Origin of the sequence: Streptomyces sp. NBC_01689 (genome assembly GCF_036250675.1) — a bacterium.
GTDB lineage: Bacteria > Actinomycetota > Actinomycetes > Streptomycetales > Streptomycetaceae > Streptomyces.
The window spans coordinates 1537487-1558898 of sequence record NZ_CP109592.1 but is presented as its reverse complement, the minus strand read 5'-3'; the positions used below and the strand labels follow the sequence as shown (position 1 = coordinate 1558898).

Genomic DNA, 21412 nt, shown 5'->3' with positions numbered 1-21412 from the left:
GGCGCGCGACCCGCGCGCGTCAGCAGCCGTCGTCCTGCGATGAGGGGAGACGGCGGACGGCTCCAACATGGGACGGTTCCAACAGCGGACGGCTCCAACTGCTTGGCGGACAGCGGTCGAACGCGTACGGGCACAGGCCGAAGCGGAGTTCCGCACCGTCGTCGGGCCGAGACGCGGGCAGGGCCCGCGCCAGTACCGGGAACAGGACAACTGCCGGAAGCCCGGCCCCGAGCCGGGGCACCGGGTCGGGGCCGGGCGAGCGCCGTCGCCGGCTGCCGCGGTGTTTCCGTCGACGCTGGTCGGAGCCGGTGTACCGGGTCCGGAGCGACAGCCGGACGGCCACTCGCCTTTCGGCCTGGCACGCCCGTTCGGCCCTTCTGGGTGTGACAGCCTGGGCCGCCCCGAGCCCGGAGGAACCGACCGACGTGACCGGCACTCGTGAGCCCATGCGGTACAAGGCGCGACAACTCTGGAAGGCCGGTTGCGCGCTCGTGGCGGAACCCGCCCCAGGCCATGGGGTTTTCCGGTTGACGGTCACCGACGAATCGGACAGGGCGGCGCGGTGTCGGGCGGTGTCGTTCAGCCTGCCGGCCGGCACCCACGCCCACCGGGAAGGGACCGAGTTCGACATCCGTCCGGAGGCTTCCAAGGCGCACGGCCTGCCGGAACTCTTCGAGCTGGACCTCCTCGGGGACGTCTGTCTCTGCTCGGCGACCTGGAGCCTTCCTCCTGGTGAACAGGCCGCGATCACGGTCACCGTCCACGGCGGGAACGCGCTCGAACGGTCGGACGTGCCACAGGGGTTCGGCGTGTTCGCGTAGCACGCGTCGGGCGCCACCGGAACCCGACCGATGACCCCGCTCGCCGGACACCGGGGTCGTCCTCCGCGAGTCGCGTGGTGCTCGCTGCTCCCGTCACGTCCCGCTCCTCACCTGAGGGCGCACGCCCCGGTCCGTACGTCGCTCGACTCCCGCCTGTCCCTGCGCCGTTCGGACCTGGCCGCGGAGGGCAGGTGCCGGGCCGTGCGCCGGTGCGTGGGCGGGGCGGGGCGGGGTGCAGGCGGGTGTCGCGCCGTGCAGATCGGGCCAGGTCGCCGGTTGTTCCCTCGCCGGCTCCGCACGGTTCACCCTTGAATCTGGCGCGAACGAGTCACGTACCGCTACCCCTCGCTCCAGATCGTCTCCGGGGCTCGGGCAGGGCTTTGGGCAGGGTCTTGGGCAGGGCATGGACGCTTCGGAGGACCTGGCCGTCGTGGGGTTGTCGGCCGGCTGCCGTGCCGCCCCGGCCGAGTGACGACGGTCGACGAGGCCGCCGCCTTCGCCCTGTCGGACGGGGTTGTGTGGCTGTCGGGTACGGCACGGGAGCGCAGCTCCGCAACGACTCCGGCCCCCGGCGACATCGTGTCGCCGAAGGCCGGATCCTCGTAGCGGGGGCGGGATTTGAACCACGCGACCTCTGGGTTATGAGCCCAGCGAGCTACCGAGCTGCTCCACCCCGCGTCGGTTCGTCCAGAGTACGGGATGCGGGCGCCCCGCGCGGCGGAATTTTTGGACCCGGGTTGGAAGGGCTCGGCGAGCGGGTGGCGGCCCTGCCGGTTCGGCACGGGTGTCGATCGCGCCCGGGCCGCCGATAACGTGGTCGCCGTGATGGTGGGAACCGAAGAGACCCGGCTGGTCGTGCTGCGTGGCAACAGCGCCTCGGGGAAGTCGTCCGTCGCGGCCGGGTTGCGCGAGCGGTTCGGGCGCGGCCTGGCCGTGGTCGGCCAGGACAACCTCCGCCGCATCGTGCTGCGCGAACGGGACCGGCCCGGCGCGGCGAACATCGGACTGATCGGGCTGACCGCCCGTTACGCCCTGGACGCGGGTTTCCATGTCGTCGTCGAAGGAATCCTCTACGCCGACCACTACGGCGCCATGCTCACGGCGCTGCGCGCCGACCACCGCGGCCCCACCCACGGCTACTACCTGGACGTCCCGTTCGAGGAATCACTTGCGCGGCACACCACCAAGCCGATCGCGGACGACGTCAGCGAGGCGCAGCTGCGCGAGTGGTTCCGGCCGCGTGACCTGCTGCCCGGCGGCACCGAGACCGTGATCGGTGCCGACAGCACCCTGCACGAGACCGTCGACCGCATCCTGCACGACACCGGCCTGGCCCACCTGCCCGAGGTGGACCGCTGACCGGAGCGTTGAAGGAATTGGGGTCACGACGAGGTTGCCCGTCCGGTCAGTTGTCCTTCCGCTGCTGGTAGGCGGCGAGCAGGAAGAGCCAGATCTCGCTGATGGTCGGAAAGCAGGCGACGGCGTGCCGCAGCCGTTTGAGGGGGACCTCACCGACGACCGCGACGGTCGCCGAGTGCAGCAGTTCGCTCACTCCCTGGCCGACGAAGGTCGCCCCGAGCAGCACTTCCCTGTCGAGATCGACGACGATCCGGGCGTGGCCCTGGTAGCCGTCCGCGTACAGGTTCGCTCCCTGGGCGGCGGTCATGTCGAGATCGATCGTGGTGCAGCGGTGGCCGGCGTCGGTCGCCTGCTCGGCGGTGAGTCCGACCGAGCCCGCCTCCGGGTCGGTGAAGAAGACCTGGGGGACGGCGTGTTGGTCCGCGGTGGTGGCGTGGTCGCCCCAGGCGCTGTCGTCCAACGGCTCTCCGGCGGCCCGGGCACCGATCGCGTCGCCGGCGGTGCGGCCCTGGTATTTGCCCTGATGTGTGAGCAGGGCACGGTGGTTGACGTCGCCCAGCGCGTACAGCCAGTCGCCGTCGACTCCTTCGACCAGGCACGTCGTATCGACGTCCAGCCACGCGCCAGGGGTGAGGCCGACGGTGTCCAGGCCGATGTCGCCGGTGGCCGGAGTCCGTCCGGTCGCGCACAGGATCTCGTCGGCTTCGATCTCGCTGCCGTCATCGAGTGTGAGGGTGACGGTTCCACCGGTGTCGGGACGGCGCAGGCCCGTGACCTGGACGCCGTCGCGGACGTCCACGCCCGTCTCGGTGAGTCCCCGGGTGACGAGGTCTCCGACGAAGGGTTCCATACGGGGGAGCAGGCGGCGTCGCGCGAGGAGGGTGACCTGCGAGCCGAGCCCCTGCCAGAGGGTGGACATCTCGACCGCGACGCCGCCTCCGCCGACGATGGCGAGCCGGGCCGGCACGGTACTGGAGTCGGTGCCGTGCCGGTTGGTCCAGGGCCGGGCCTCCGCGATACCCGGGATGTCAGGCAGTGCCTGAAGGCTTCCGGTGGCGATGGCCACGGCGTGCCGGGCGCCGAGGATCTCGCGTGTGCCGTCCTGCCTGGTGACCGAGACGCGACGGGGGCCGTCGAGACGGCCGTGGCCGCGGAACAGGTCGACGCCGGTGGATCTGACCCTCCGGGCCTGGCCCGAGTCGTCCCAGTCGGCCACGTACCGGTCGCGGCGGGCGAAGACGCCGCCCGTGTCGATCGGACCGGTGACGGCCTGCTTGGCGCCGTCGACGCGCCGGGCGTCCGCCACGGCGAGGACGGGCCGGAGCAGGGCCTTGCTGGGGACACAGGCCCAGTAGGAGCATTCCCCGCCGACGAGTTCACGCTCCACGACCGCCACGGACAGGCCCGCGGCGTGGGCGCGGTCGGCGACGTTCTGTCCGACCGGCCCCGCCCCGAGCACGATCACGTCGTAGGTGCTTCGCTCATCAGCGGGTGTCGCGGTCATGGTTCCTCGCAGACGGTTCGGGCCGATCATCAACTCGCGTTGCTGCCCCCCGCGTTGCCCCGGTCAGCGATCAGCCGCCTGGAGGAGACCGTCGATCGGGTGACCAGTGGTGACAGAGCGTGTCCGAAGGGTGGTCCGGCGGTCGGGACCCGCGGGAGATCGCGCTCGTCCACTCTCCAGTGGAAGACGATTCTCGCGGAAGAGCATGTCGATCTTGTGGAGTTCGGGCGGCGTCAGGGTCCACCCAGGCGGCGGAGACCACGACGACCGGGCCGTCCGGCTGGCGCGGCCCTCGACCCGCGGCGGCAGCGGTTCACCGGTGGCGGCGAGATACGCGGTGCCCGCCAGGCCGCCCCGCTCCGGCCGCATCGCGACGACCGGCCGCCCGGTCACGCGGGACTCGGCTCCCTTCGTGAGGGCGAGGCGCTGCCGCTCCAGGACGGAGAAGCGCATGGGGCGGGCCGCGGCGGCCTGTTGGGCCGGCGTTCCGGCGAGCCCTCAACCGCCCCCGCCGTATGTGCCGTTGACCCTGGTCAGGTGGTGAGAGGGGTCCAGCCGTCGTGTGCGAACCAGTAGCGCGGTAGGCCCTTGATTCCGCTGGTGCGGAACGCGAGTCCGTGGTCGTCGATCCGCTCGGTGCCGGTGCGGCCCTGCGAGGACCAGTCGAGCTCCAGATACCAGCGGCAGTCGCAGCGGACGGTTCGGGCGTCGACCAGCAGCACCTCGGGGTCCTTCGAGGACACCCGGTAGGGCATGCGGATCGCCGGGGTGTTCGTTCCGTTGTCGCTGCCCTTCACCGAACGGGCGATCGGCCGGTCCTTGTCCAGATCCACGGCGAACGAGCGGGGGTTCATGTCACTGCCGCAGCCCTGCCCTGTGGAGTACACGGTGCCCTTCATCGGGGCGGTCCGGCCCACCACACGTACCCGCAGCGCTTCCAGGACGACAGCCGCGTCCGTCCGCCCCTGCACGGAGACGGAGACGAGCGTCTGGCCGCCGTGAACCGCGCGCTGGGTGCGTGCCCATGGGGCGGCGTCCTGCGGAGCCGGGGGCGGCGGTACCCGCTCCGGTGCCTTGCCGATGACGTAGTCGTGGTTGCAACCAAGCTCCCAGACCTGGGAGTTCGCGGTCCAGGTGAGGGGCGGGGCGGTGGGCACTGCCGTGGCGGAGTGCTTCGTGGAAGGGCTCGACGAACGGCCGCCCGTGCCCGGTTTCTTCGCCGGGGGAGTGCCGGCCGGCCGGTGGTGCGTGCCGGAGTGAGGTGGGGACGGTGTCGGGAAGCCGTGCCGTGCGCCCGCGGAGGCCGTGGCGGCCGCCCGGTGGTCGTCGCCGATGGTCCACGAGTGCCCGGGCAGCAGGGCGGACAGGGTGCCCAGGGTGACCACCAGCGCGGTCACGACAGCGGAGGTGACCGCAACGCGGCGTCTGTACCAGGGTTTTCGTGAGAGGGGGTGCGACGCCGCGTCGGGCTCGCGCGACGAACCGGCAAGGCTTTCCGAGGAACCGGCAAGGCTTTCCGAGAGGGGCTGCCGGGGATCGGGCGAGGGGCCGGGCGCTGCCCCGGTCACGGAGGGGAGGGCCGTCGCCGCCACAGACTCCGTCGCGGTCCGGGACCGTCGGCGTGCCGCCACTGCCAGAATCCACCGCCGGTGCAGCTCGATCCGTTCGGCCGGCCCGGCCTCGCACATCGCGGCGAACCGTTCCACGGGGGCGAAGTCGAGCGGTACGGCTTCCCCCGCGCAGTACCGGTGCAGCGTCGAGGCGTTCATGTTCAGGCGGCGCGCGAGTGCCGCGTAACTGCGGTCCGTACGGGCCTTCAGGCGCCGCAGCAGTGCCGCGAACTCCTCCACCTCTTCCTGGGACGGCACCGGTTCCCCCTGCCTCGCGTCCCAGGACGGCATCCCAGGCACTCCCTGTAAGGAGAGGTCGAAAGGCCTGGGACGGTTCCACCGTTGCGGATGGGGCGCCGTCCGTTGTGCCCGGACCGCGGGGCCGCCGATGCTCCTGGTGTCGCCGGAGCCGCCCCGCACCACGAGAGGTGAGGAGGCCGCCCCGCACCCAGCGACACCATTCCGGATCCGACGAAATCGGGGAAACACTGATGAACAGCAACACGGCTGCCCGCACGCCCCTCCGCCGCACCGCTCTGATCGCCGGCGTGGTCGCCGCCCTGGCCCTGCCACTGGGGCTCACCGTCTCGGCGGAGGCGTCGGCCCCCACCCCGGCGAAGGTGTCCGCCGTCGCGCCGCGGTCGACCGTCGGCACGGTCGGCGAAGCGGTGACCCGGGTCGCCGACTTCTACGGCGCGTACATCGACGCCAAGGGCGACTACGAGGACTCGGACGCCACGCTGGCCACGGCGCTTCGCGAGCACTACCTGACGCCCGACTTCGCCCGGCGGCTGGCGGCCTGGGAGGACGAGAACGGCGCCGACGGCGTCCTGCGGGCCCAGAACGTCCCGGCACAGTGGAAGGTGACCGACAACGGCGCCGTGGGCAACGGTCACGAGGTCGTCGTCACCCTGACGTTCGGCAGCGGGGGAACCACGCAGAAGACCAGGCTCTTCGTGCTGGTGGAGCGGTACGACCACATCGCCGACATCGGCACCACGAGCAACCGCTGACGGCGGAGCGGCACCGCCCGGTCCCTCCGGCCCGGCCATCGGAGGGACCGGGCGGGCCGCGGGCAAGGGGGCGTCACGGGCGCGGCGGGCGGCGTGGTTTCCCGGTCGCCGGGGCGGGGAGGCGGCGCGCGCTGGGGTGCGGGGATCCCCGCGCCTCGGGGCGCGCGGTGCGTGAGGCCCGCGGTCACCGCTCGGAACGGGTGCACCCCGCCGCGCGCCTCCGCAGGAGAAAGGGGCCGACAGCGGTGATGCGGGACCGGCGGATCGATGTGCCGCGGCGACAGGGAATCGGGGAATAGGCAATTTCCCGGGGCGGCCAATACGTGCGGAACGGGCGCCAGTTCATCGCCGGCGGAATGGGTCAGCCGGCTGAAGCCTACCCGCATGTTAGAGTAACACGAATGTTCGTTTTTCTATGAGGATGGATCCATGCCCAAGGTCACGCAGGAATACATGGACGCCCGCCGCGCGCAGATCCTGGACGCGGCGCGTCGCTGCTTTCTGCGGGACGGATTCCATCAGACCTCCATGCAGGATCTCTTCGCGGAATCGGGCCTCTCGGCGGGTGTGGTGTACCGCCATTTCGCCAGCAAGAACGAGATGATCACGGCGATCGTCGAAGAGAACATGCAGGACGTGCTCGCGATGGTCAACAGCGTCGCGAGGGACCGGCCCGGCAGTTCCATCGGGGACCTGATGGCCGACGTTCTGGAGATCTTGAGGACGAAGACCGCGGAGCAGAACATCGCTGGACTGTCCGTGCTGGCGTGGTCCGAATCACTGCGGAATCCGTCGCTGGCCGAACAGTTCGACGTTCTCATGACGCGACTGCGTTCCGCCCTGACGGATGTCGTGCGGGAGAACCAGCAGAGGGGAAGCCTCGCGCGCACGGTGTCCCCGGAATCGGTGGCCGCCACCTTGGTGTGCGTACTGCCCGGCTACATTCTCCAGTTGGCCATGGGGGACGCGAAGACGATCGAGGGCGTTTCCGACGCCTTGCGCGCGCTCTGGCCGGACACGACGGGGTCCTGAAACGGGGGAGGGGGAGAGGTCGTGTCCGATCCCCCGGAGCGATCCACCCGGCTGACCTTCCAGCGGGGCTGTCGGGAACCCAGGTGGTCGGCCCTCGTCGCGTGACACGTTGCTCCGCCACCGGATGCCCGTGGCGCTGCTCCGCCGGCCGGGCGCCGCACCGGATGCTCGCGGGCCCGGCGGGCGGACGTCCGCCCGCCGGGGCTCGCTTCCGCTTCTCCGGGGTCCTTGGTGCCCGCCGGGGCCCGGCGCGGCACACGGAGGCGCGTGTCTGCCTCAGGCGTGCGCGGCGTGCGCGGTGTGTCGGCCGTGCGGTCGGCCGGCCGGTGACGGTGGCGGAGTCGTCGCGGGCGCGCCCGTGACCGGGGACTCCTGGGGCGTTCCTTCGGTGGTGGGCACGTCCTCGGGCGTCGCGCCGGTGGTGGTGGGAGCCCGGCGGCCGAAGACGGCTGCCGTGAGTCCCAGCGCGCTCCACAGGACGAGAACGGCGAGGTGGCCTTCGGACCCGTTGCCGTCGAAGTAGGCGGTACTGCGCAGTAGATTCATGCCGGCACCCGGCGGCAGCCACTGACCGATGTCGTTCACCACCTTGGGCAGGAGTTCCGGTGCGGACGTGCCGCCGGAGAACGGGTTTCCCACGAAGACCATGAGTGCCGCACCGAGTCCCAGCCCTGCGGGGCCTATGAGGCTGATCAGGCCGACACTCGTGGAGCTGATGGCGAGCATGGTGAGGGACAGCACCCCCCAGGTGGCGGCGTGCTCGTGCGGCAGGGCGCCCAGGACGCCTTGGGTGATCAGGTAGGCGGCCAGACCCGCGGCGGCGCACGCGGCGAGCAGGTCCAGGAGTCGACGCCGTACCGACGTCCGCACGCCCGTCATCGCGACGAGCGCGGCGATCAGAACGCTGCAGATGGTGAGCGGGAGCAGCGCCGAGCTGAAGACCACACCGCGTGGGTCGTCGGCAGAGGTGGGCACGACATCCACCGTCTGGAAACCGACCTTCGGCGCCGACCGGGCCGGGCTGCCGCCCGGAGTGGCCCTGCGGGACGCGCCGGTGGCCGGTGTGGCGACCTTGGCGTGCAACTGATCCGCTCGGGCGGCGAGTTGCCGGCCCGTCGTGGTCAGGATCTGGGCCACCGAGGGGCTCGCGGCGCCGGCCTCCAGCACTGTGACCTTGCCTGCGGTGACGACGAAGGCGCCGTAGACCTCCCGATTCCTGATGGCGGAGCGAGCCGACTCCTGGTTCGGGTAGAGACGCAGGTCGAACGCGTCCGGTTTGCTGTCCGTCAGGCCTTCGACCGCCTTCTGGACGGCCGGGTTCGTGCCTACGACACCCACGGGCAGATCACGGGGCGCGATCCTTGACGCGGGCCATGCGTACGCCAGCACCGCCAGGGAGATCACGAGCGGCAACGCCACGGTCGCGACCACCGTCCGGCGCCATGAGCGTGATCCCGTCTGCAGGATCCTCACCATCTTGCACCTCATCATACGAACGATCATTTTGTTGACGGTCCCGTTCCTGTCGTGTCGTCGTGCGCGCACATCCGTGCGAACAGTGGTTGCTCCGGAAGGAGTTCGGCGGGGTAGAGGACCGCGTGGCCGCGCTGTGCGTGTCGTCCAGCGGTCCGCGGCGGCCCCCGACCGGAACTGCGGTCCGGCCTGGGTCCGGGCCGGGCGAGCCTGTCCTATGTCTTGCGGGTGAACGGGCTCGGTCCCGCGACGCCCCCGGTGTGATCGCCGGCTTCGGGGGTTCCGCCGGTTTCACGTGGGTGCCGGGGGCGGTCGGGTCGTCGGCGCTGCTGGAGCAGCAAGGCCCATCCGGCAACGCTGACCAGCCCGGGGGTGATGGACCGGTAGAGGAGGTCGGCCGCCGTGGCGGCGCCGACGGGAACCCCACCGTGATGCAGGGTGAGAACCAGGGCCGCGTCGAGAACACCGATCCCCGCAGGCAGCAGCGGCACCGCTGAAGCGGCCGTCATCCCGGCGAGGTAGGCGAACAGCGCCGTGCTCAACGGAGGCGACACACCCACCGCGTGGCACACGGCCAGCAGGCACAGGAAGTCGCCGCAGCAGTTGAACACGGCCAGGCCGAGCCCCCACAGCCAGAACCGGGCCGGGGGACGCAGGGCGGCCAGTTCGTCGAGCAGCCGGTCGACGGACGCCCGCGCCGCGGTCCTGCGGCGCAGCCTGGGCACCAGGCGAAGAAGGGCATGCGCAGGCCGGCGCAACAGGACGGGGTGGTGGACCAGGGCGAGCGCGGCACAGGTGATCACGCAGATCACCCCGACCTGGACGGCGACCGAGATGAGCTGGGAGCCGTCTCCCGCCACGATGTGACCGGCGCCGGCGAACGAGGCGAGCGCGATCGTGCTCAGAACTCCGGTGGCCGCGTGGACGAAGCCGATCTGCGACGCGCTCGCTCCCCACGCGCGCATCCGACGTGTCCGGTAGGCGATCGAGAGCAGGCTGCCGCCGGGCAGGGTCGCGCCCACGGCGTTACCCGCGAACACGGTGGCCACGGCCGAGCCGAGCCGGACGCGCAGGACGCCGGTGCCGAGCGCGTGCCGCTGCAGGCGGGCGAACATCACCATCGAGACCGTCTCGCAGGCCATGGCCGCCAGTAGCCAGGTCCATCGGGCGTGGGTCAGTTGCCCTGCCGCCCGGTGCGCGTAGGGCGCGATCAGGACCAGTTCGAAGCCCAGCACACCGACGATGCAGCCGGTCATCAAGGCGGCGCGCCGGCGCGAGGGCATCGACCGGATGAACCCGCCCGTCCGGCGAAGCCGCTCCGGCCGGCCCACGGCCCGTGTGTGCCGGCCGAGTCGGGGATCGGCCGCGGCCTCGGGCGAGCCGCTCATCGCTCCGACGGCCAGTGCCACAGGACCCGGAACGAGCCCTCCAGGTGCACCTGGCACCGCGTGCGTTCCGGGACGGCCATGTTCCACAGGCGTGCGAGGAAATGGACGTCAAGGCGCGTGGCCGCCGCATGACCCTGTTCGTCGCCGACGGGACAGGGGAAAGGGTCGGCGATGTCGAGACGCGCCAGGGACGCGACGTCGGTGATGCCGTTGATCGTGAGGACGGCAAGGGAGGACCGGGGGGCGGTGCCCCGAGCGGCCGATCGGCCTCCGACGAGCCTCAGCTGCCCGGTGGATCCGGCGAGTTGACGCCCTACGTCGGCCCGGTGCGAGCGGGAGCGTCCGGGACGACGTTCCTCGGCGAGGTCCGGTATCCGGAAGCGCACCACGCCCTCTCTCGGCCTTCTGCCGCAGTGGCTGATGAGGAAGGCCTCTTCGAGGTGCAGTGGCAGAGGTGAGGAGGTCCGGCCGCGCCGCCGGCTGTACAGCCGGCTGTCGGTACCGCCGCCGATGTCCGGTGACCCGTGCCCGAGACTCAGTCGGTCCCCGTCATCCGGAGGCAGGGGGAGAGGAAGGGGAGGATAGATCATGGCGAACCACCTAGGAGAGGCGTCGGATGGGACCGGGGTGGTCCGCCCGGTCCCGTTCTGGAGCGTTCCGGGTGACGGGCACCTGTGTCGGGCCTCATGCCGGCACGCGTGAGTGCCCGCAGCGCGCAGACCTGTGACGCGCACAGACTGCCGCCGCCCTGCAGTACGAACGCCACCACGTCCGGCGCCGCCGGGTCGGCGGTCGAGGGCGTGGGCGGAGCGCCGTCGTCCCGGGGAGCCTGAGACGGGTGATCGCCGGTCCTTCGCTTCGCAGGGTGGACATGCCGCCTCTCTCTTCCCGGAACAACCGTTCCGTTTTGTGGGGTCCATCCTGCGGCACGTGCGCGAGAAGCGTCAAGACGAACATTCGTTTTTCTTCATTCGCGGAGGGCGGCGCGGCCGCCGCGGTGTGTTCCGTCGACCGGGCCGCTCCGGTGCTGTCGCCGGGCTCCGGTCGTCAGGAGGGGTGAAGGGAGTGGCGCGCACGCGCGGTCCTGGAGTGAGTGCGACTCTCCCGCGGCGCTGTGACGGCCTTCTCGCGGACCTCCCGCGGCACTGCGGCGGCCCTCCCGCGGGCCGCCGCGGCGACTGCCGCCCGGAGCCCCTCGCGTGTGTCGAGTCGCCGCTCAACTCGTCTCGCGAAACGGCGTGTTGCGCCGGCCCGGCCCCTCGTGACGATCCTTCTCAGGCGCTGTTGCGGCCGATGCTCGCGCCGCCGTCGACGCGGAGGATCTGACCCGTGATGAATCCCGCCTTGTCGGAGAGCAGGAAGGCGATCGCGGCCGCGAGCTCGTCCGGCCGTCCGAACCTTCCCATGGGAACGGTCGCCAGATAGCGGGCGGCTGAGGCCGATCCCGGCGGGTTGGTCTCGCGGAACAGTTCGGTCTCGGTCGGGCCCGGTGCGACGGCGTTCACGGTGATCCCGTGGGCGGCGAGCTCTCCGGCCCAGCCGCGCGTCAAGAACTCATTGGCCCCTTTGGCGGCGCCGTAGGACGTTCGGTCGGGCAGCCCCAGGGTGACCAGGCTGGTGACGTTGACCACCCGGCCCCAGGACTGTTCGAGCATGCCGGGCAGGGCGGCCTGGGTGATCTGGACGGCGGTGCGCACGTTCATGTCGAGAACGGCGTCGAGGTCGGACAGGATCACCTCCCCGACGGGCGCGGGTCGCACCATGCCCACGTTGTTGACCACGGCGTCGACCGTCCCCGCTCCCGTCACCTCCCTGAGCATCTGACCGGTGGCCGTCCGGTCGGCGAGGTCGACCTCGTGGAACTCGCCGGGAAAGGAGTGCGGTGCGGTGCGGGCGATGCCCACGGGGGTGTGCCCTTCCTCCGCCAGTTGCTCGGCGAGGGCGCGGCCGATGCCTTTGGACGCGCCCGTGATGAGTACTCGCCTGCGGGCCATGGGCTCGCTCCTTCTGTGCGCTGATGCCTGCGTGGATTGCGTGTCAGGTGGTCGGGTGTCGTGCGGCCGGGGGCGTGCGCCGACGGCGGAGCCGCCATCTTTGACAGCCCTGTCATCTTTGCCAGCTTCACAAACTTTGACGAGGGTGTCAAAGATTGATTAGGCTGTGGACATGGCAGGACGACGTCAGTTCGACGAGAGGCAGGCGCTGGAGCAGGTCCTGGACGTCTTCTGGCGTCAGGGGTACGGCGCCACGTCGATGGCGGACCTGGCGAGCGCGACCGGCGTCCAGCGCGGCTCGCTCTACAACGCGTACCGCGACAAGGAGACGCTGTTCCTGCGCGTCTTCGAGGACTACAGGGACGCCTTCCTCGCCGACGCCGCGGCGCGGCTCGCGTGCCCCGGCCCGCGACGGGCGCTGCTGGACTTCTTCGACTTCACCATCGACTCCCTCACCGCGGGGACCCCGGCCCGCGGCTGTCTGTCGACCAGGACCGCCACCGACGTCCGGGCCGCCGCACCACCCATCCGGGCCGCGCTGCGCGGCCTGCTGGACGGTCTGGAAGGCCTCCTCACGGAGCGGCTCTCGCAGGACGACGCCGCCGGCCTGCTGACGGTACCGCCGGCCGAAGCGGCACGGATCCTGGTCACGGTGACGCGTGGCAACGTCGTCATGGAAAGCGTGTACGAGGACCCGTCCCGGCTGCGGGCCACGGTCAAGTCCTTGATCGACGTGCTCGTCCGCACGGGCTGAGGCCGGGACCGGGCCGGAGCCCCGGCCGGCCGGGGTCCGAGGGAAGGGAACGGGAGGCCACATGCACACCGGAGCCCTGAACGAGCAGTCCGCGGTCCGGTCGGTCGTGCTGGGCGACGTGCGGCTCACGTACGTCGTGGACGGCGGGATGGCCGTGCTGCCGTCGGTGTTCTTCCCGGGCATCCCCGCCGCCCACTGGGAGGCGCACCCGGAGGCACTCGACGAGCACGGGTGCCTGACCATGTCCGCGGGCGGGTTGCTGGTCGAGCGCGACGGCCGGTGCCTGCTGATCGACGCCGGTCTGGGGCCGGTGACCGGGCCGTTCAGCGTCGCCGGTGAGCCGCTGGGCCACGTCGACTCCGGCGCGTTGCCGGAAACGCTCGCCGCGCTCGGCCACCGGCCTGAGGGCATCGAGACCGTCGCCTTCACCCACCTGCACGTCGACCACACCGGCTGGGCGTTCACACCCGAGAAGTACTTTCCGCGGGCCCGGTATCTCCTCGCCGCGCGGGAGTGGGCTCCGTACGGCCGTGGCGCGAGCGTGCCCGGCGCCCCCTCGGCCGAGGTCATCCGGCTCATGGGCGCGGGGCACACCCCTGTCGGGGACGGGGAGGAGATCTTTCCCGGCGTGCGCACGCTGGTCACTCCGGGCCACTCTCCCGGGCACACCTCGTACGTCATCTCCGTCGGGAGCGAACGGGTCATCGTGTTCGGAGACGTCTTCCACATCCCGGCGCAGCTCGCGCGGCCCGAGTGGCCGTCCCTGCCCGACGTGGACCGCGACGGGGTGCTGTCCGCCCGCAGACGCATCACCGCGGAACTCGCCGGGCCGGGAACGATCGGATTCGCGTTCCACTTCGGTGACCGGGCGTTCGGACGTCTGGTCGGCGCCGACTGGATCCCGGTGCGGGCTCCCGCGCTCCACCCGGCTCCGAGAACGCTGACGCGATGACACCACCCCCGTCGGCGCGGCCGCCCCGGTGTTCCGCCCGAACCCGTCCGTGTGATGAGGACCGGACCGCGTTCGAGATCCACACGTGTCGCGGGTGGAGGGGGCGATCGGTCCGTCCCGCGCACGCGGCCACCACCCGACGCGGCCCGCGACAGCGTCCGCGTCCGCGAGCGAATGCGGCGGTCACGCCCCCGGAATGATCTCCCGGGGATACAGTCGACGCCGGCGTAGTCGCGGTCGGCTGGGGGGAGGACTTGGCGGTGGTTGCAGGGGCCCGCAAGGATGACGATCGGCTTCCGGCGCTGTCCGCGCCGCGGTTCGTCGGCCGGGACCGCGAGCTGGACACGCTCGGCTCCGCGCTCGAACGCACCCCTGTGGTCGTGCTGATCGACGGCGAAGCGGGCATCGGCAAGACCCGTCTGCTGCGCGAGTTCCTGGCGTCCGCGGCGGAGCGGGGGCGGCGCGCCCTGGTAGGGGCCTGCCTCGAACTCCGCGTGCCGTACACCCTCGGGGCCGTGGTGGACGCCGTGCGCGACGGCGTTGACAACGTTGCCGGACTGCGCCTGAGCGGTCTGGGCGGCGCCCTGCGACCGCTGTTCCCCGAGTGGGCCGACGAGTTGCCCCCGGCTCCGGAGGCACTGGACGACGCCACCGCCGCCCGGCACCGGCTCTTCCGCGCCTTCGTCGAGATCCTCGGCCGGCTCGACGTGCCCCTTCTCGCCCTGGAAGACGTCCACTGGGCCGACGAGGCGACCCTCGAGTTCCTGTTGTTCCTCGTCTCCCGTCGGCCGCAACCGGTGAGCCTGGTGCTCACCTTCCGACGGGACGAAGTGCCGTCGGCGTCCCTGCTGTTGCGGCTCGCCTCCCGGCTGCCTTCGGGCACCCGTCTGGTCCGGCTGACGCCGGAGCCGTTGGATGTCGCCGAGACCGTCTCGTTCGTCTCCTCGATGCTGGGCGGCGGGTATGTGTCCCACGAGTTCGCGAGCTTTCTGCACGCACGCACCGAGGGCGTACCGCTGGCGGTCGAGGAATCCGTACGGCTGATGCACGACCGGGCCGATCTGGTCCGCCGGGACGGTGGTTGGGCGCGACGGCGGCTGGAGCGCATCGAGGTTCCGCCGACGATCCGGGACGCCATGCTCGAACGCGTCCAGCGGCTCGGCCCCGACACGCGCACCGTCCTCTACGCCGCCGCCGTGCTCTCCGGTCCGGTCGACATCGCGACCCTGCGCGCGGTCACCGGTCTGTCGGAGGAGCGGTTCGCGGCGCAGGCGGCCGAGGCGCTCGGCAACGGCCTGCTGCGTGAGGACAGGCAGGACAGGCACGGACAGTGGTCGTTCCGGCATTCGCTGGCGTGTGACGCCGTCTACGACGCCATCCCGGCCGGCGAGCGACGTGCCATGCACCTGCGGGCGGGGCGGACTCTGGAGCGGTGCTTCCCGGCCCCCGTGGCGCAGTTGGCGCGGCACTTCCGGCTGGCCGGTGATGTCGAGGCCGCGTGCCGGTACACCGAGCAGGCGTCCGACCTCTGCGTCCAGTCCGGAGACGTCGCCACCTCGGCTCTGCTGCTGCACAGCCTGGTCGCCACCGTCCCGCTCCCCGCGAGGGCACTGGTGGGTCTGGTGACGAGGATCCAGTTCCAGGCGCTCTCCGGTGCCGATCCGTACTCGGCGGTCATCGAAGCACTGCGCTCGGCTCTCGCCGGACAGGTCCTGACGCCGGTCGAGCGGGCGTCCGTGCGCTTCCAGGTCGGCCGGGTCCTCATGGTGGCGGGCGAGATCGAGGCGGGCCGCCGCGAGATCCTCACGGCGATGCCCGATCTGTCGCCGGGGTCGGCGGAGACGGCGCGCGCCCGCGTCCTGCTCGCTCTCCCCCTGGGCAACGCGCGGCCGGTCTCGGAGCACCTGAAGTGGCTCCAGGAAGCCCCGCCGTTGACGCAGCCCATGGCCTCCCTGGACCGGCTGCGCCTGTCCGTGGAGCGTGCGTTCGCGCTGCTCATGCTAGGTGAGGAGGCCGGATGGTCGGCGGCCCTGGAGATCCCGGACGAGGTCCAGGATCCGCAGGAGGCGTCCGTCGTCGCGATAGGGCACACCAACGTCGGTGAGGAGGCGACGCGTTGGGGGCGGTACGACGAGGCCCGCATACGGCTGGGCAAGGCGCGGACCCTCGCCGAGCGCCATCAGCTCCTGGACTACCTCGACAGCGTCGCCTCCTCACGCGCCCACCTCGACTGGTTCACCGGTGCCTGGTCGGGACTGGCGGAGCGGGCGGCGCGGCTGGTCGACGACGACGGTGGGGTACGGCTCAAGGACCGGTGCGAGGCGGCGCTCGTGGTGGGGTTGCTGCAGGCCGCGACGGGCGACCGGGAGGCGGCGAAGGAGAGACTGCGCTTCGCCGGGGGTGACGACCAGCAGCGCATCGAGGCGGCGGCCGCGCTCGCCCAGTTGTACCTGGGCGACGGCGAGGTCGACGAGGCACTGCGCCTGACGGACCAGCTCGCCGAGGTGGTCGTCGGAGGCGGACTGTGGTCCCGTGCCGTCGAGTTCGCCCCGGCGCGCACCGCGGCGCTGGCCGCCGCGGGCCGGATCGGGCCCGCCACGGACGTGGTGAACGCTCTCGAAGGCGCGTTGGGCGACAGGGACGCACCCGCGCCGCAGGCGTCCTTGGTGCTCTGCCGGGCGATCCTCGCGGAGGCCGACGGCCGTCTCACCGACGCCGCCGCGCTGTTCGCCCGTGCGGCCGACGCGTGGGAGGCACTGCCGCGCCCGTACGACGCACTGCTCGCCCGTGAGCGCTCCGCTCGCTGTCTGCTCGCGAAGGGCCGGGAGGAGGACGGGCTGTCACTCCTGTCGGGCGTCGCGCGAGGCCTGTCGGAACTCGGTGCCCACAACGACGCCGGGCGGATCGGCCGGTCCCTCACCGCCGGGGGAGGGGGAGTCCTCGCGGTGACGCGCGGCCGGGGACGTCCCGGCTACGGCAACCGGCTCTCACCACGTGAGTCGGAAGTGGTCCGGCTGCTGGTCGAAGGGCTGACCAACCGGCAGATCGCCGACGCCCTGGTGGTGTCGGCGCAGACGGTCGCCAGCCAGGTGAAGTCGGCGATGCGCAAGCTGGACGTGACCTCGCGCACGGCACTCGCGGTCAGGGTCGTCGAGTCGGGCCTCGTCCTCGCCCCGGAATCCGTCGCTGCTCCGGACCCTGTCGCCGCTCCGGGCCTCGTCATCGAGCCGGGCCTTGCCGTCCGGCCGGACCGGCCGCCTTCCGGCGACGAGTGAATTCCGTCCGCCGGTCGAGGGACGAAGAAAAGCCGGGAACCGGGCGGCGGGATTAAATCCCGCATCTGACCGATCGTGCCGGCGGACGGCCCGGTCGCACACTCGTCGCCATGCTGCCCGCTGACCCGATGCCCGCGTCCGAAGTCGACCCGCCCGATTCCGAACTCCGTCCCCAGGACGGACCGGTGCCGGTCGGACCGTCGCCCGAACCGGCGGGCACCGCCATCGCCCACCGCGGGGCGGCCGGCGGCGACGAGGTCGCCGAGTACGAACCGCTCTAGGCCGGCTCCGGGCCGTGTTCCCGAAGATCCCGTCGTCCGCCCGAAGGGCGGGTCCCGCGGCGAGCCCGCGTACCCGGCGTCGCGGGGCGGGCGGGACCTTCGGGACACGCCCTGGCACGGAAGGCCATGGCGCCAGGGGCCGATCGGCCGTCCGACGGAGGGGACGGCGTCCTCGTACGTACGAGGAGCCCGCTCACCGACGCACCGGCGGGCCGGTGCGGCCCGTGCGCCGACCCCCTCCCCGAGTTTCCCGTCCTTCCTCTCACAGGAGACCCATAGATGAGTTCCAGCGCACGAAGGCGCACCGGTGGACGCTGGGGTGCGGTGACCGTCGGTCTGACCGTCCTCGGCATGCTCGTGTCGACGACGGCGGCCCAGGCCGCCGAGCCGGTCCGACGGACTCCGCCGTCCGGTGTCACCCAGAAGAAGAGCCCGCAACCGGTCGACGGCGACCTGGCGCGGATCGTCGCCCGGTCCGGCGGGTCCGTCTCCGTCACCCTGATCACCGGCGACAAGGTGCACGTCGGTGTCGACAAGGACGGCAAGCCGGTCGTCCGTGACACCGAGGGCGCGCCACGGTCCGACGGACTGCCGGTCGTCTTCCACACCCTCACCCGCCAGGGCAAGTCCTACGTCGTGCCGGACGACGCGCTCGCGTTGGTCGGCAAGGGACTTCTGGACTGGAGTCTCTTCGACCTGAGCCAGCTGGTGACGCTCGTCGCGGCGGGCAGGGGCGAGACCGTGCCGGTGCTCGTCACCTACACCGACACGGCCGCCATGTCACGGAAGGCCGCCGGTGCCTCCGGCGGCCGGGCCCTTCCGAGCATCAACGGCCGCTCGATGAAAATCACCGACGGCGGACGGTGGTGGCAGGAGGTGCGCGGCAAGACCGCGTCGACGCCGGCCGCCGCCCGTTCCGCCGGTTCGCTGGCCGGGGTCAAGAAGGTCTGGCTCAACGGCCTGGCCCATGTGGACCTCGAACAGTCGGTACCCCAGATCGGCGCGCCCGTCGCCTGGGAGCGCGGCTACGACGGCAGCGGCGTGACGGTGGCGGTCCTGGACACCGGTATCGACGCCACGCATCCGGACGTGTCCGGGAGCATCGTCGGACAGGTCGACTTCACCGGCAGTCCCACCGGCACCAAGGACGGGCACGGCCACGGCACCCACGTGGCATCCACGGTCCTCGGCAGCGGCGCGGCGTCCAAGGGGCTGCGCAAGGGCGTCGCACCGGGCGCCAAACTGCTGGTGGGCAAGGTCTGCGACGACCAGGGGCAGTGCCCCGACGACGGGATCATCGCGGCCATGGACTGGGCCGCGCACTCGGGCGCGAAGATCGTCAACATGAGCCTGGGCGGCGACCCCACCGACGGCACCGACCCGATGAGCCAGGCGCTCAACCAGCTGAGCCGCGACACCGGCACCCTGTTCGTGGTCGCGGCCGGCAACTCCGGCTTCGTCGCCCAGAAGGTCGTCGCCCCGGGCTCGGCCGACGACGCCCTGACCGTGGCGGCCGTCGACAAGAGCGACGACATGGCCTCCTTCTCCAACCGCGGACCCCGTATCGGGGACGGCGCCGCCAAGCCCGACATCGCGGCGCCGGGCGTCGACATCGTCGCGGCCCGCGCCGCCGGCACGACCATGGGCACGCCGGTCGACCAGTACTACACGGCGGCAGACGGTACCTCGATGGCGACGCCCCACGTGGCGGGCGCCGCGGCCATCGTCGCCCAGCAGCATCCCGAGCTGACCGGTCAGCAGATCAAGACGCTGCTGATGGACACCGCCACCGACCTGGGGCACGATCTGTACGCCCAGGGCGCCGGCCGGGTGGATCTCGCGACGGCGACCAATCCGCAGGTCGTCCCGAAGGGGAACCTGAACTTCGGCCGCCTGGCCTACCCGCACGCGCCGGTGACGAAGAAAATCACGTACACCAATCACGGTGACAAGGCGGTCACGCTCCATCTCTCGGCGCCGGTCTCCTTCGCCGACGGCCGGCCCGCCGCGGCAGGCATGATCACCCTCGACCGGGACGAGGTCGTCGTTCCCGCCGACGGATCCGCCGAGGTGGCGGTGACACTCGACGGCGGTGTGCTCGGGACCGACGGAGCCTACGGCGGCTACAACGGGCTGCTCAGTGCCCGGGACGACTCCGGGGCGATACGGCTGAGTTCGGGTATCCACACCTTCCTCGAAGCGCAGAAGTTCCCGCTGACCCTGAAGGTCGTCCTCCCGGCCGGAGCCACCGACGCGCGGTACGGCACCGCCACGTTCACCCCGGTCGACGACCAGGTGCACCTGCACGCGGGCCCGACCCTGGAGGCCGGCGCCGCCACCTTGACCGAACAGCTCTTCCGCGGAACGTACGCGGCGCAGATACCGGTCACCTGGCGCGACGCGGCCGGCGAATGGCAGCAAGCACAGCCGCTGGCACCGGAGATCGGCCTCACCAAGGCCACGACGGTCACGCTGGACCTGCGCAAGGCCACACCGCTGAGCGTCCGGTACCCGGAGTCCACCGAAACCTACATGACGTCCGATTCCGTCAACCGGGTCTCGGCGACCGGGCAGTGGACCATGGGCACGGTGGTCTCGCTCGGCTACGGAGCCGGCGAATCCCACTGGTGGACGCTGCCGACGGGCAAGGTGAGCGTCGGCACCCTCACCCACGACTTCTACAGCTCCCGGACGACTCCGGTCGTCACCATGCGGCCCACCGGCCACGGCGTGCCCACCAGCCTGTCCGCCCGCTACGGGACCCCGGACGCCGCGCTGAGCCAGACACAGATGTGGCTGAACGAGGACGGTGACCCGAGCTTCCGGGAAGCCTCGATTCCGATTCCCCGGCTGCCGGTCAAGGGACACCTCCCGGTGGTCGACGCGGGCACCGGTACCCCCGCCGAACTCGCGAAAGCCCACGTCAAGGGCGGACTCGTACTCCTGACACCGACCGACATCTGCCAGACCTCCTGCGACTTCGCGCGGCTCCGGGACGAGCGGGTGAAGGCCGCCGCCGACGCCGGCGCCGTCGGTGTGCTGGTCGCGGCACCGGATCTCACCACGCTGGGCCGGCCCACCGAGCTCGACCAGTGCGCGGACGGGCCGAAGAGCTGCCCGGCCGTCCAGTCCTACGGCCCGCTGCCGATCGTGACGGTGCCCTACGCCCAGGCCGAGAGCCTGATCAAACGGATCAAGTCCGACCGGTCGCCCGTCGGGATCAGCGTCGGCGGGAGCGTCGTGCCGAGGGTGTACGCCGCCCGGTACCACGACGAGGGACAGATCAAGGGGGACGCCTACCGGCCCGCGAAGGGCGACCTCGACCGCGTCGACCTCCACTTCCACGCGGCACGGCCCGGGGTGGTCCACCAACTGGCCTGGATGCAGTTCCTGCAGAACACTCCCACCGCGTCACAGGTCACCCTGCCGACCCTGGCCACGCGTCAGACCCTCACCGTCCTCGTCGAGCGGCACAGCGACGCGATCAGCCGGTTCACCGCGTCCTGGGCCGACCACGGAGCGGACTCCTTCCTGACGCACAACCGCTCCGAGGCGAACGACCTGGTCCTCACCGGCAAGGACGACATCCACTGGAACGCGGGACCCTCCGTGCCGGGCGCCGTACCCGACGTACGGACGAAGTCCGGCTTCTCGGTCGGGGCCGGCCCCTGCTCGGGCTGCCGGCAGGGGGACACCTTCTACCCCACCGTCTACCTGACGGACAGCGGCGGCGGCCGCCAGGCCCTGATCGGCATCGTCGACGACGAACTGATCACGCACGACTTCACCGACATGCCGGCGTGCGGGCCCACTCCGTCGGCCACGCTGCCGAACCTCGACTACACCTGCGACTTCGATCTGCTGAACGCGTCAGGTCACGAGATCGAGCGCCAGACGGAGCACCTCCCCGACGAGAGCTACCTCACCCCGTGACGGCACTCGGACCCGCTAAGGAG

The 21412-nt window shown here is 71.7% G+C and carries 15 protein-coding genes and 1 tRNA gene; 10 read left to right on the top strand and 6 right to left on the bottom strand.

Features of this window, described 5'->3' with window-relative positions; translation table 11 throughout:
* The first annotated feature begins 572 nt into the window (after positions 1-572).
* A complete protein-coding gene (locus OG776_RS06650) occupies positions 573-821 on the top strand; it encodes a hypothetical protein (RefSeq protein ID WP_329319496.1) in 249 nt (82 codons plus the stop codon).
* A 603-nt stretch (positions 822-1424) separates the two neighbouring features.
* Here the strand turns inward: OG776_RS06650 and OG776_RS06645 are convergent.
* Positions 1425-1499 (bottom strand) — tRNA-Met (locus OG776_RS06645).
* Between the two features lie 147 nt (positions 1500-1646).
* Between OG776_RS06645 and OG776_RS06640 the strand changes: the two genes are divergently transcribed.
* Positions 1647-2180, top strand: a complete 534-nt coding sequence (locus tag OG776_RS06640) for a kinase (protein ID WP_187286044.1) — start codon at positions 1647-1649, stop codon at positions 2178-2180.
* A gap of 46 nt (positions 2181-2226) precedes the next feature.
* On the opposite strand, the gene OG776_RS06635 is transcribed toward OG776_RS06640, so the two are convergent.
* Both OG776_RS06635 and OG776_RS06630 read right to left on the bottom strand, forming a co-directional pair.
* Positions 2227-3684 (bottom strand): dihydrolipoyl dehydrogenase family protein, encoded by a 1458-nt coding sequence (locus OG776_RS06635; protein ID WP_329319494.1) that lies wholly within the window; start codon positions 3682-3684, stop codon positions 2227-2229.
* Positions 3685-4217: 533 nt separating this feature from the next.
* The gene (locus tag OG776_RS06630) at positions 4218-5585 is read right to left on the bottom strand and encodes a helix-turn-helix domain-containing protein (protein ID WP_187286043.1); all 1368 of its coding nucleotides are present in this window, start codon (positions 5583-5585) and stop codon (positions 4218-4220) included.
* Positions 5586-5785: 200 nt separating this feature from the next.
* Here OG776_RS06630 and OG776_RS06625 point away from each other — a divergent pair, with 200 nt between their 5' ends.
* Complete coding sequence (locus OG776_RS06625; RefSeq protein ID WP_148014212.1) at positions 5786-6307, top strand: hypothetical protein; 522 nt, start codon at positions 5786-5788, stop codon at positions 6305-6307.
* Positions 6308-6736: 429 nt separating this feature from the next.
* Positions 6737-7339 (top strand): TetR/AcrR family transcriptional regulator, encoded by a 603-nt coding sequence (locus tag OG776_RS06620; protein ID WP_148011591.1) that lies wholly within the window; start codon positions 6737-6739, stop codon positions 7337-7339.
* 276 nt (positions 7340-7615) lie between these two features.
* On the opposite strand, the gene OG776_RS06615 is transcribed toward OG776_RS06620, so the two are convergent.
* Both OG776_RS06615 and OG776_RS06610 read right to left on the bottom strand, forming a co-directional pair.
* Entirely contained in the window at positions 7616-8842 is a 1227-nt protein-coding gene (locus OG776_RS06615) for an ABC transporter permease (protein WP_329326378.1), read from the bottom strand.
* Positions 8843-9027: 185 nt separating this feature from the next.
* Positions 9028-10095, bottom strand: coding sequence for a lysylphosphatidylglycerol synthase transmembrane domain-containing protein (locus OG776_RS06610; RefSeq protein ID WP_329319490.1), 1068 nt, complete (start codon positions 10093-10095; stop codon positions 9028-9030).
* Between the two features lie 233 nt (positions 10096-10328).
* Between OG776_RS06610 and OG776_RS06605 the strand changes: the two genes are divergently transcribed.
* Entirely contained in the window at positions 10329-10658 is a 330-nt protein-coding gene (locus OG776_RS06605) for a hypothetical protein (protein WP_329319488.1), read from the top strand.
* An 816-nt stretch (positions 10659-11474) separates the two neighbouring features.
* Here OG776_RS06605 and OG776_RS06600 read toward each other — a convergent pair.
* Positions 11475-12194 (bottom strand): SDR family oxidoreductase, encoded by a 720-nt coding sequence (locus OG776_RS06600; RefSeq protein WP_148011595.1) that lies wholly within the window; start codon positions 12192-12194, stop codon positions 11475-11477.
* Positions 12195-12366: 172 nt separating this feature from the next.
* Here OG776_RS06600 and OG776_RS06595 point away from each other — a divergent pair, with 172 nt between their 5' ends.
* From OG776_RS06595 to OG776_RS06575, 5 genes are all read left to right on the top strand, one after another.
* Positions 12367-12948: a TetR/AcrR family transcriptional regulator gene (locus OG776_RS06595; protein ID WP_148011596.1), complete on the top strand. Its 582-nt coding sequence runs from the start codon at positions 12367-12369 to the stop codon at positions 12946-12948.
* Positions 12949-13009: 61 nt separating this feature from the next.
* Positions 13010-13900, top strand: coding sequence for an MBL fold metallo-hydrolase (locus OG776_RS06590; RefSeq protein WP_148011597.1), 891 nt, complete (start codon positions 13010-13012; stop codon positions 13898-13900).
* A 260-nt stretch (positions 13901-14160) separates the two neighbouring features.
* The gene (locus OG776_RS06585) at positions 14161-17175 is read left to right on the top strand and encodes an AAA family ATPase (RefSeq protein ID WP_329319484.1); all 3015 of its coding nucleotides are present in this window, start codon (positions 14161-14163) and stop codon (positions 17173-17175) included.
* A 110-nt stretch (positions 17176-17285) separates the two neighbouring features.
* Positions 17286-17456: a hypothetical protein gene (locus OG776_RS06580; protein ID WP_187285799.1), complete on the top strand. Its 171-nt coding sequence runs from the start codon at positions 17286-17288 to the stop codon at positions 17454-17456.
* Between the two features lie 279 nt (positions 17457-17735).
* Positions 17736-21389: a S8 family peptidase gene (locus OG776_RS06575; RefSeq protein WP_329319482.1), complete on the top strand. Its 3654-nt coding sequence runs from the start codon at positions 17736-17738 to the stop codon at positions 21387-21389.
* The last annotated feature ends 23 nt before the right edge of the window (positions 21390-21412 follow it).

Coding starts and splice junctions, on each gene's coding strand:
- OG776_RS06595 (WP_148011596.1), top strand. CDS start 12,367: ATGGCAGGACGACGTCAGTTCGACGAGAGGCAGGCGCTGGAGCAGGTC.
- OG776_RS06575 (WP_329319482.1), top strand. CDS start 17,736: ATGAGTTCCAGCGCACGAAGGCGCACCGGTGGACGCTGGGGTGCGGTG.
- OG776_RS06620 (WP_148011591.1), top strand. CDS start 6,737: ATGCCCAAGGTCACGCAGGAATACATGGACGCCCGCCGCGCGCAGATC.
- OG776_RS06615 (WP_329326378.1), bottom strand. CDS start 8,842: ATGATCGTTCGTATGATGAGGTGCAAGATGGTGAGGATCCTGCAGACG.
- OG776_RS06625 (WP_148014212.1), top strand. CDS start 5,786: ATGAACAGCAACACGGCTGCCCGCACGCCCCTCCGCCGCACCGCTCTG.
- OG776_RS06635 (WP_329319494.1), bottom strand. CDS start 3,684: ATGACCGCGACACCCGCTGATGAGCGAAGCACCTACGACGTGATCGTG.
- OG776_RS06605 (WP_329319488.1), top strand. CDS start 10,329: ATGACCCTGTTCGTCGCCGACGGGACAGGGGAAAGGGTCGGCGATGTC.
- OG776_RS06580 (WP_187285799.1), top strand. CDS start 17,286: ATGCTGCCCGCTGACCCGATGCCCGCGTCCGAAGTCGACCCGCCCGAT.
- OG776_RS06630 (WP_187286043.1), bottom strand. CDS start 5,585: ATGCCGTCCTGGGACGCGAGGCAGGGGGAACCGGTGCCGTCCCAGGAA.
- OG776_RS06590 (WP_148011597.1), top strand. CDS start 13,010: ATGCACACCGGAGCCCTGAACGAGCAGTCCGCGGTCCGGTCGGTCGTG.
- OG776_RS06610 (WP_329319490.1), bottom strand. CDS start 10,095: ATGCCCTCGCGCCGGCGCGCCGCCTTGATGACCGGCTGCATCGTCGGT.
- OG776_RS06600 (WP_148011595.1), bottom strand. CDS start 12,194: ATGGCCCGCAGGCGAGTACTCATCACGGGCGCGTCCAAAGGCATCGGC.
- OG776_RS06640 (WP_187286044.1), top strand. CDS start 1,647: ATGGTGGGAACCGAAGAGACCCGGCTGGTCGTGCTGCGTGGCAACAGC.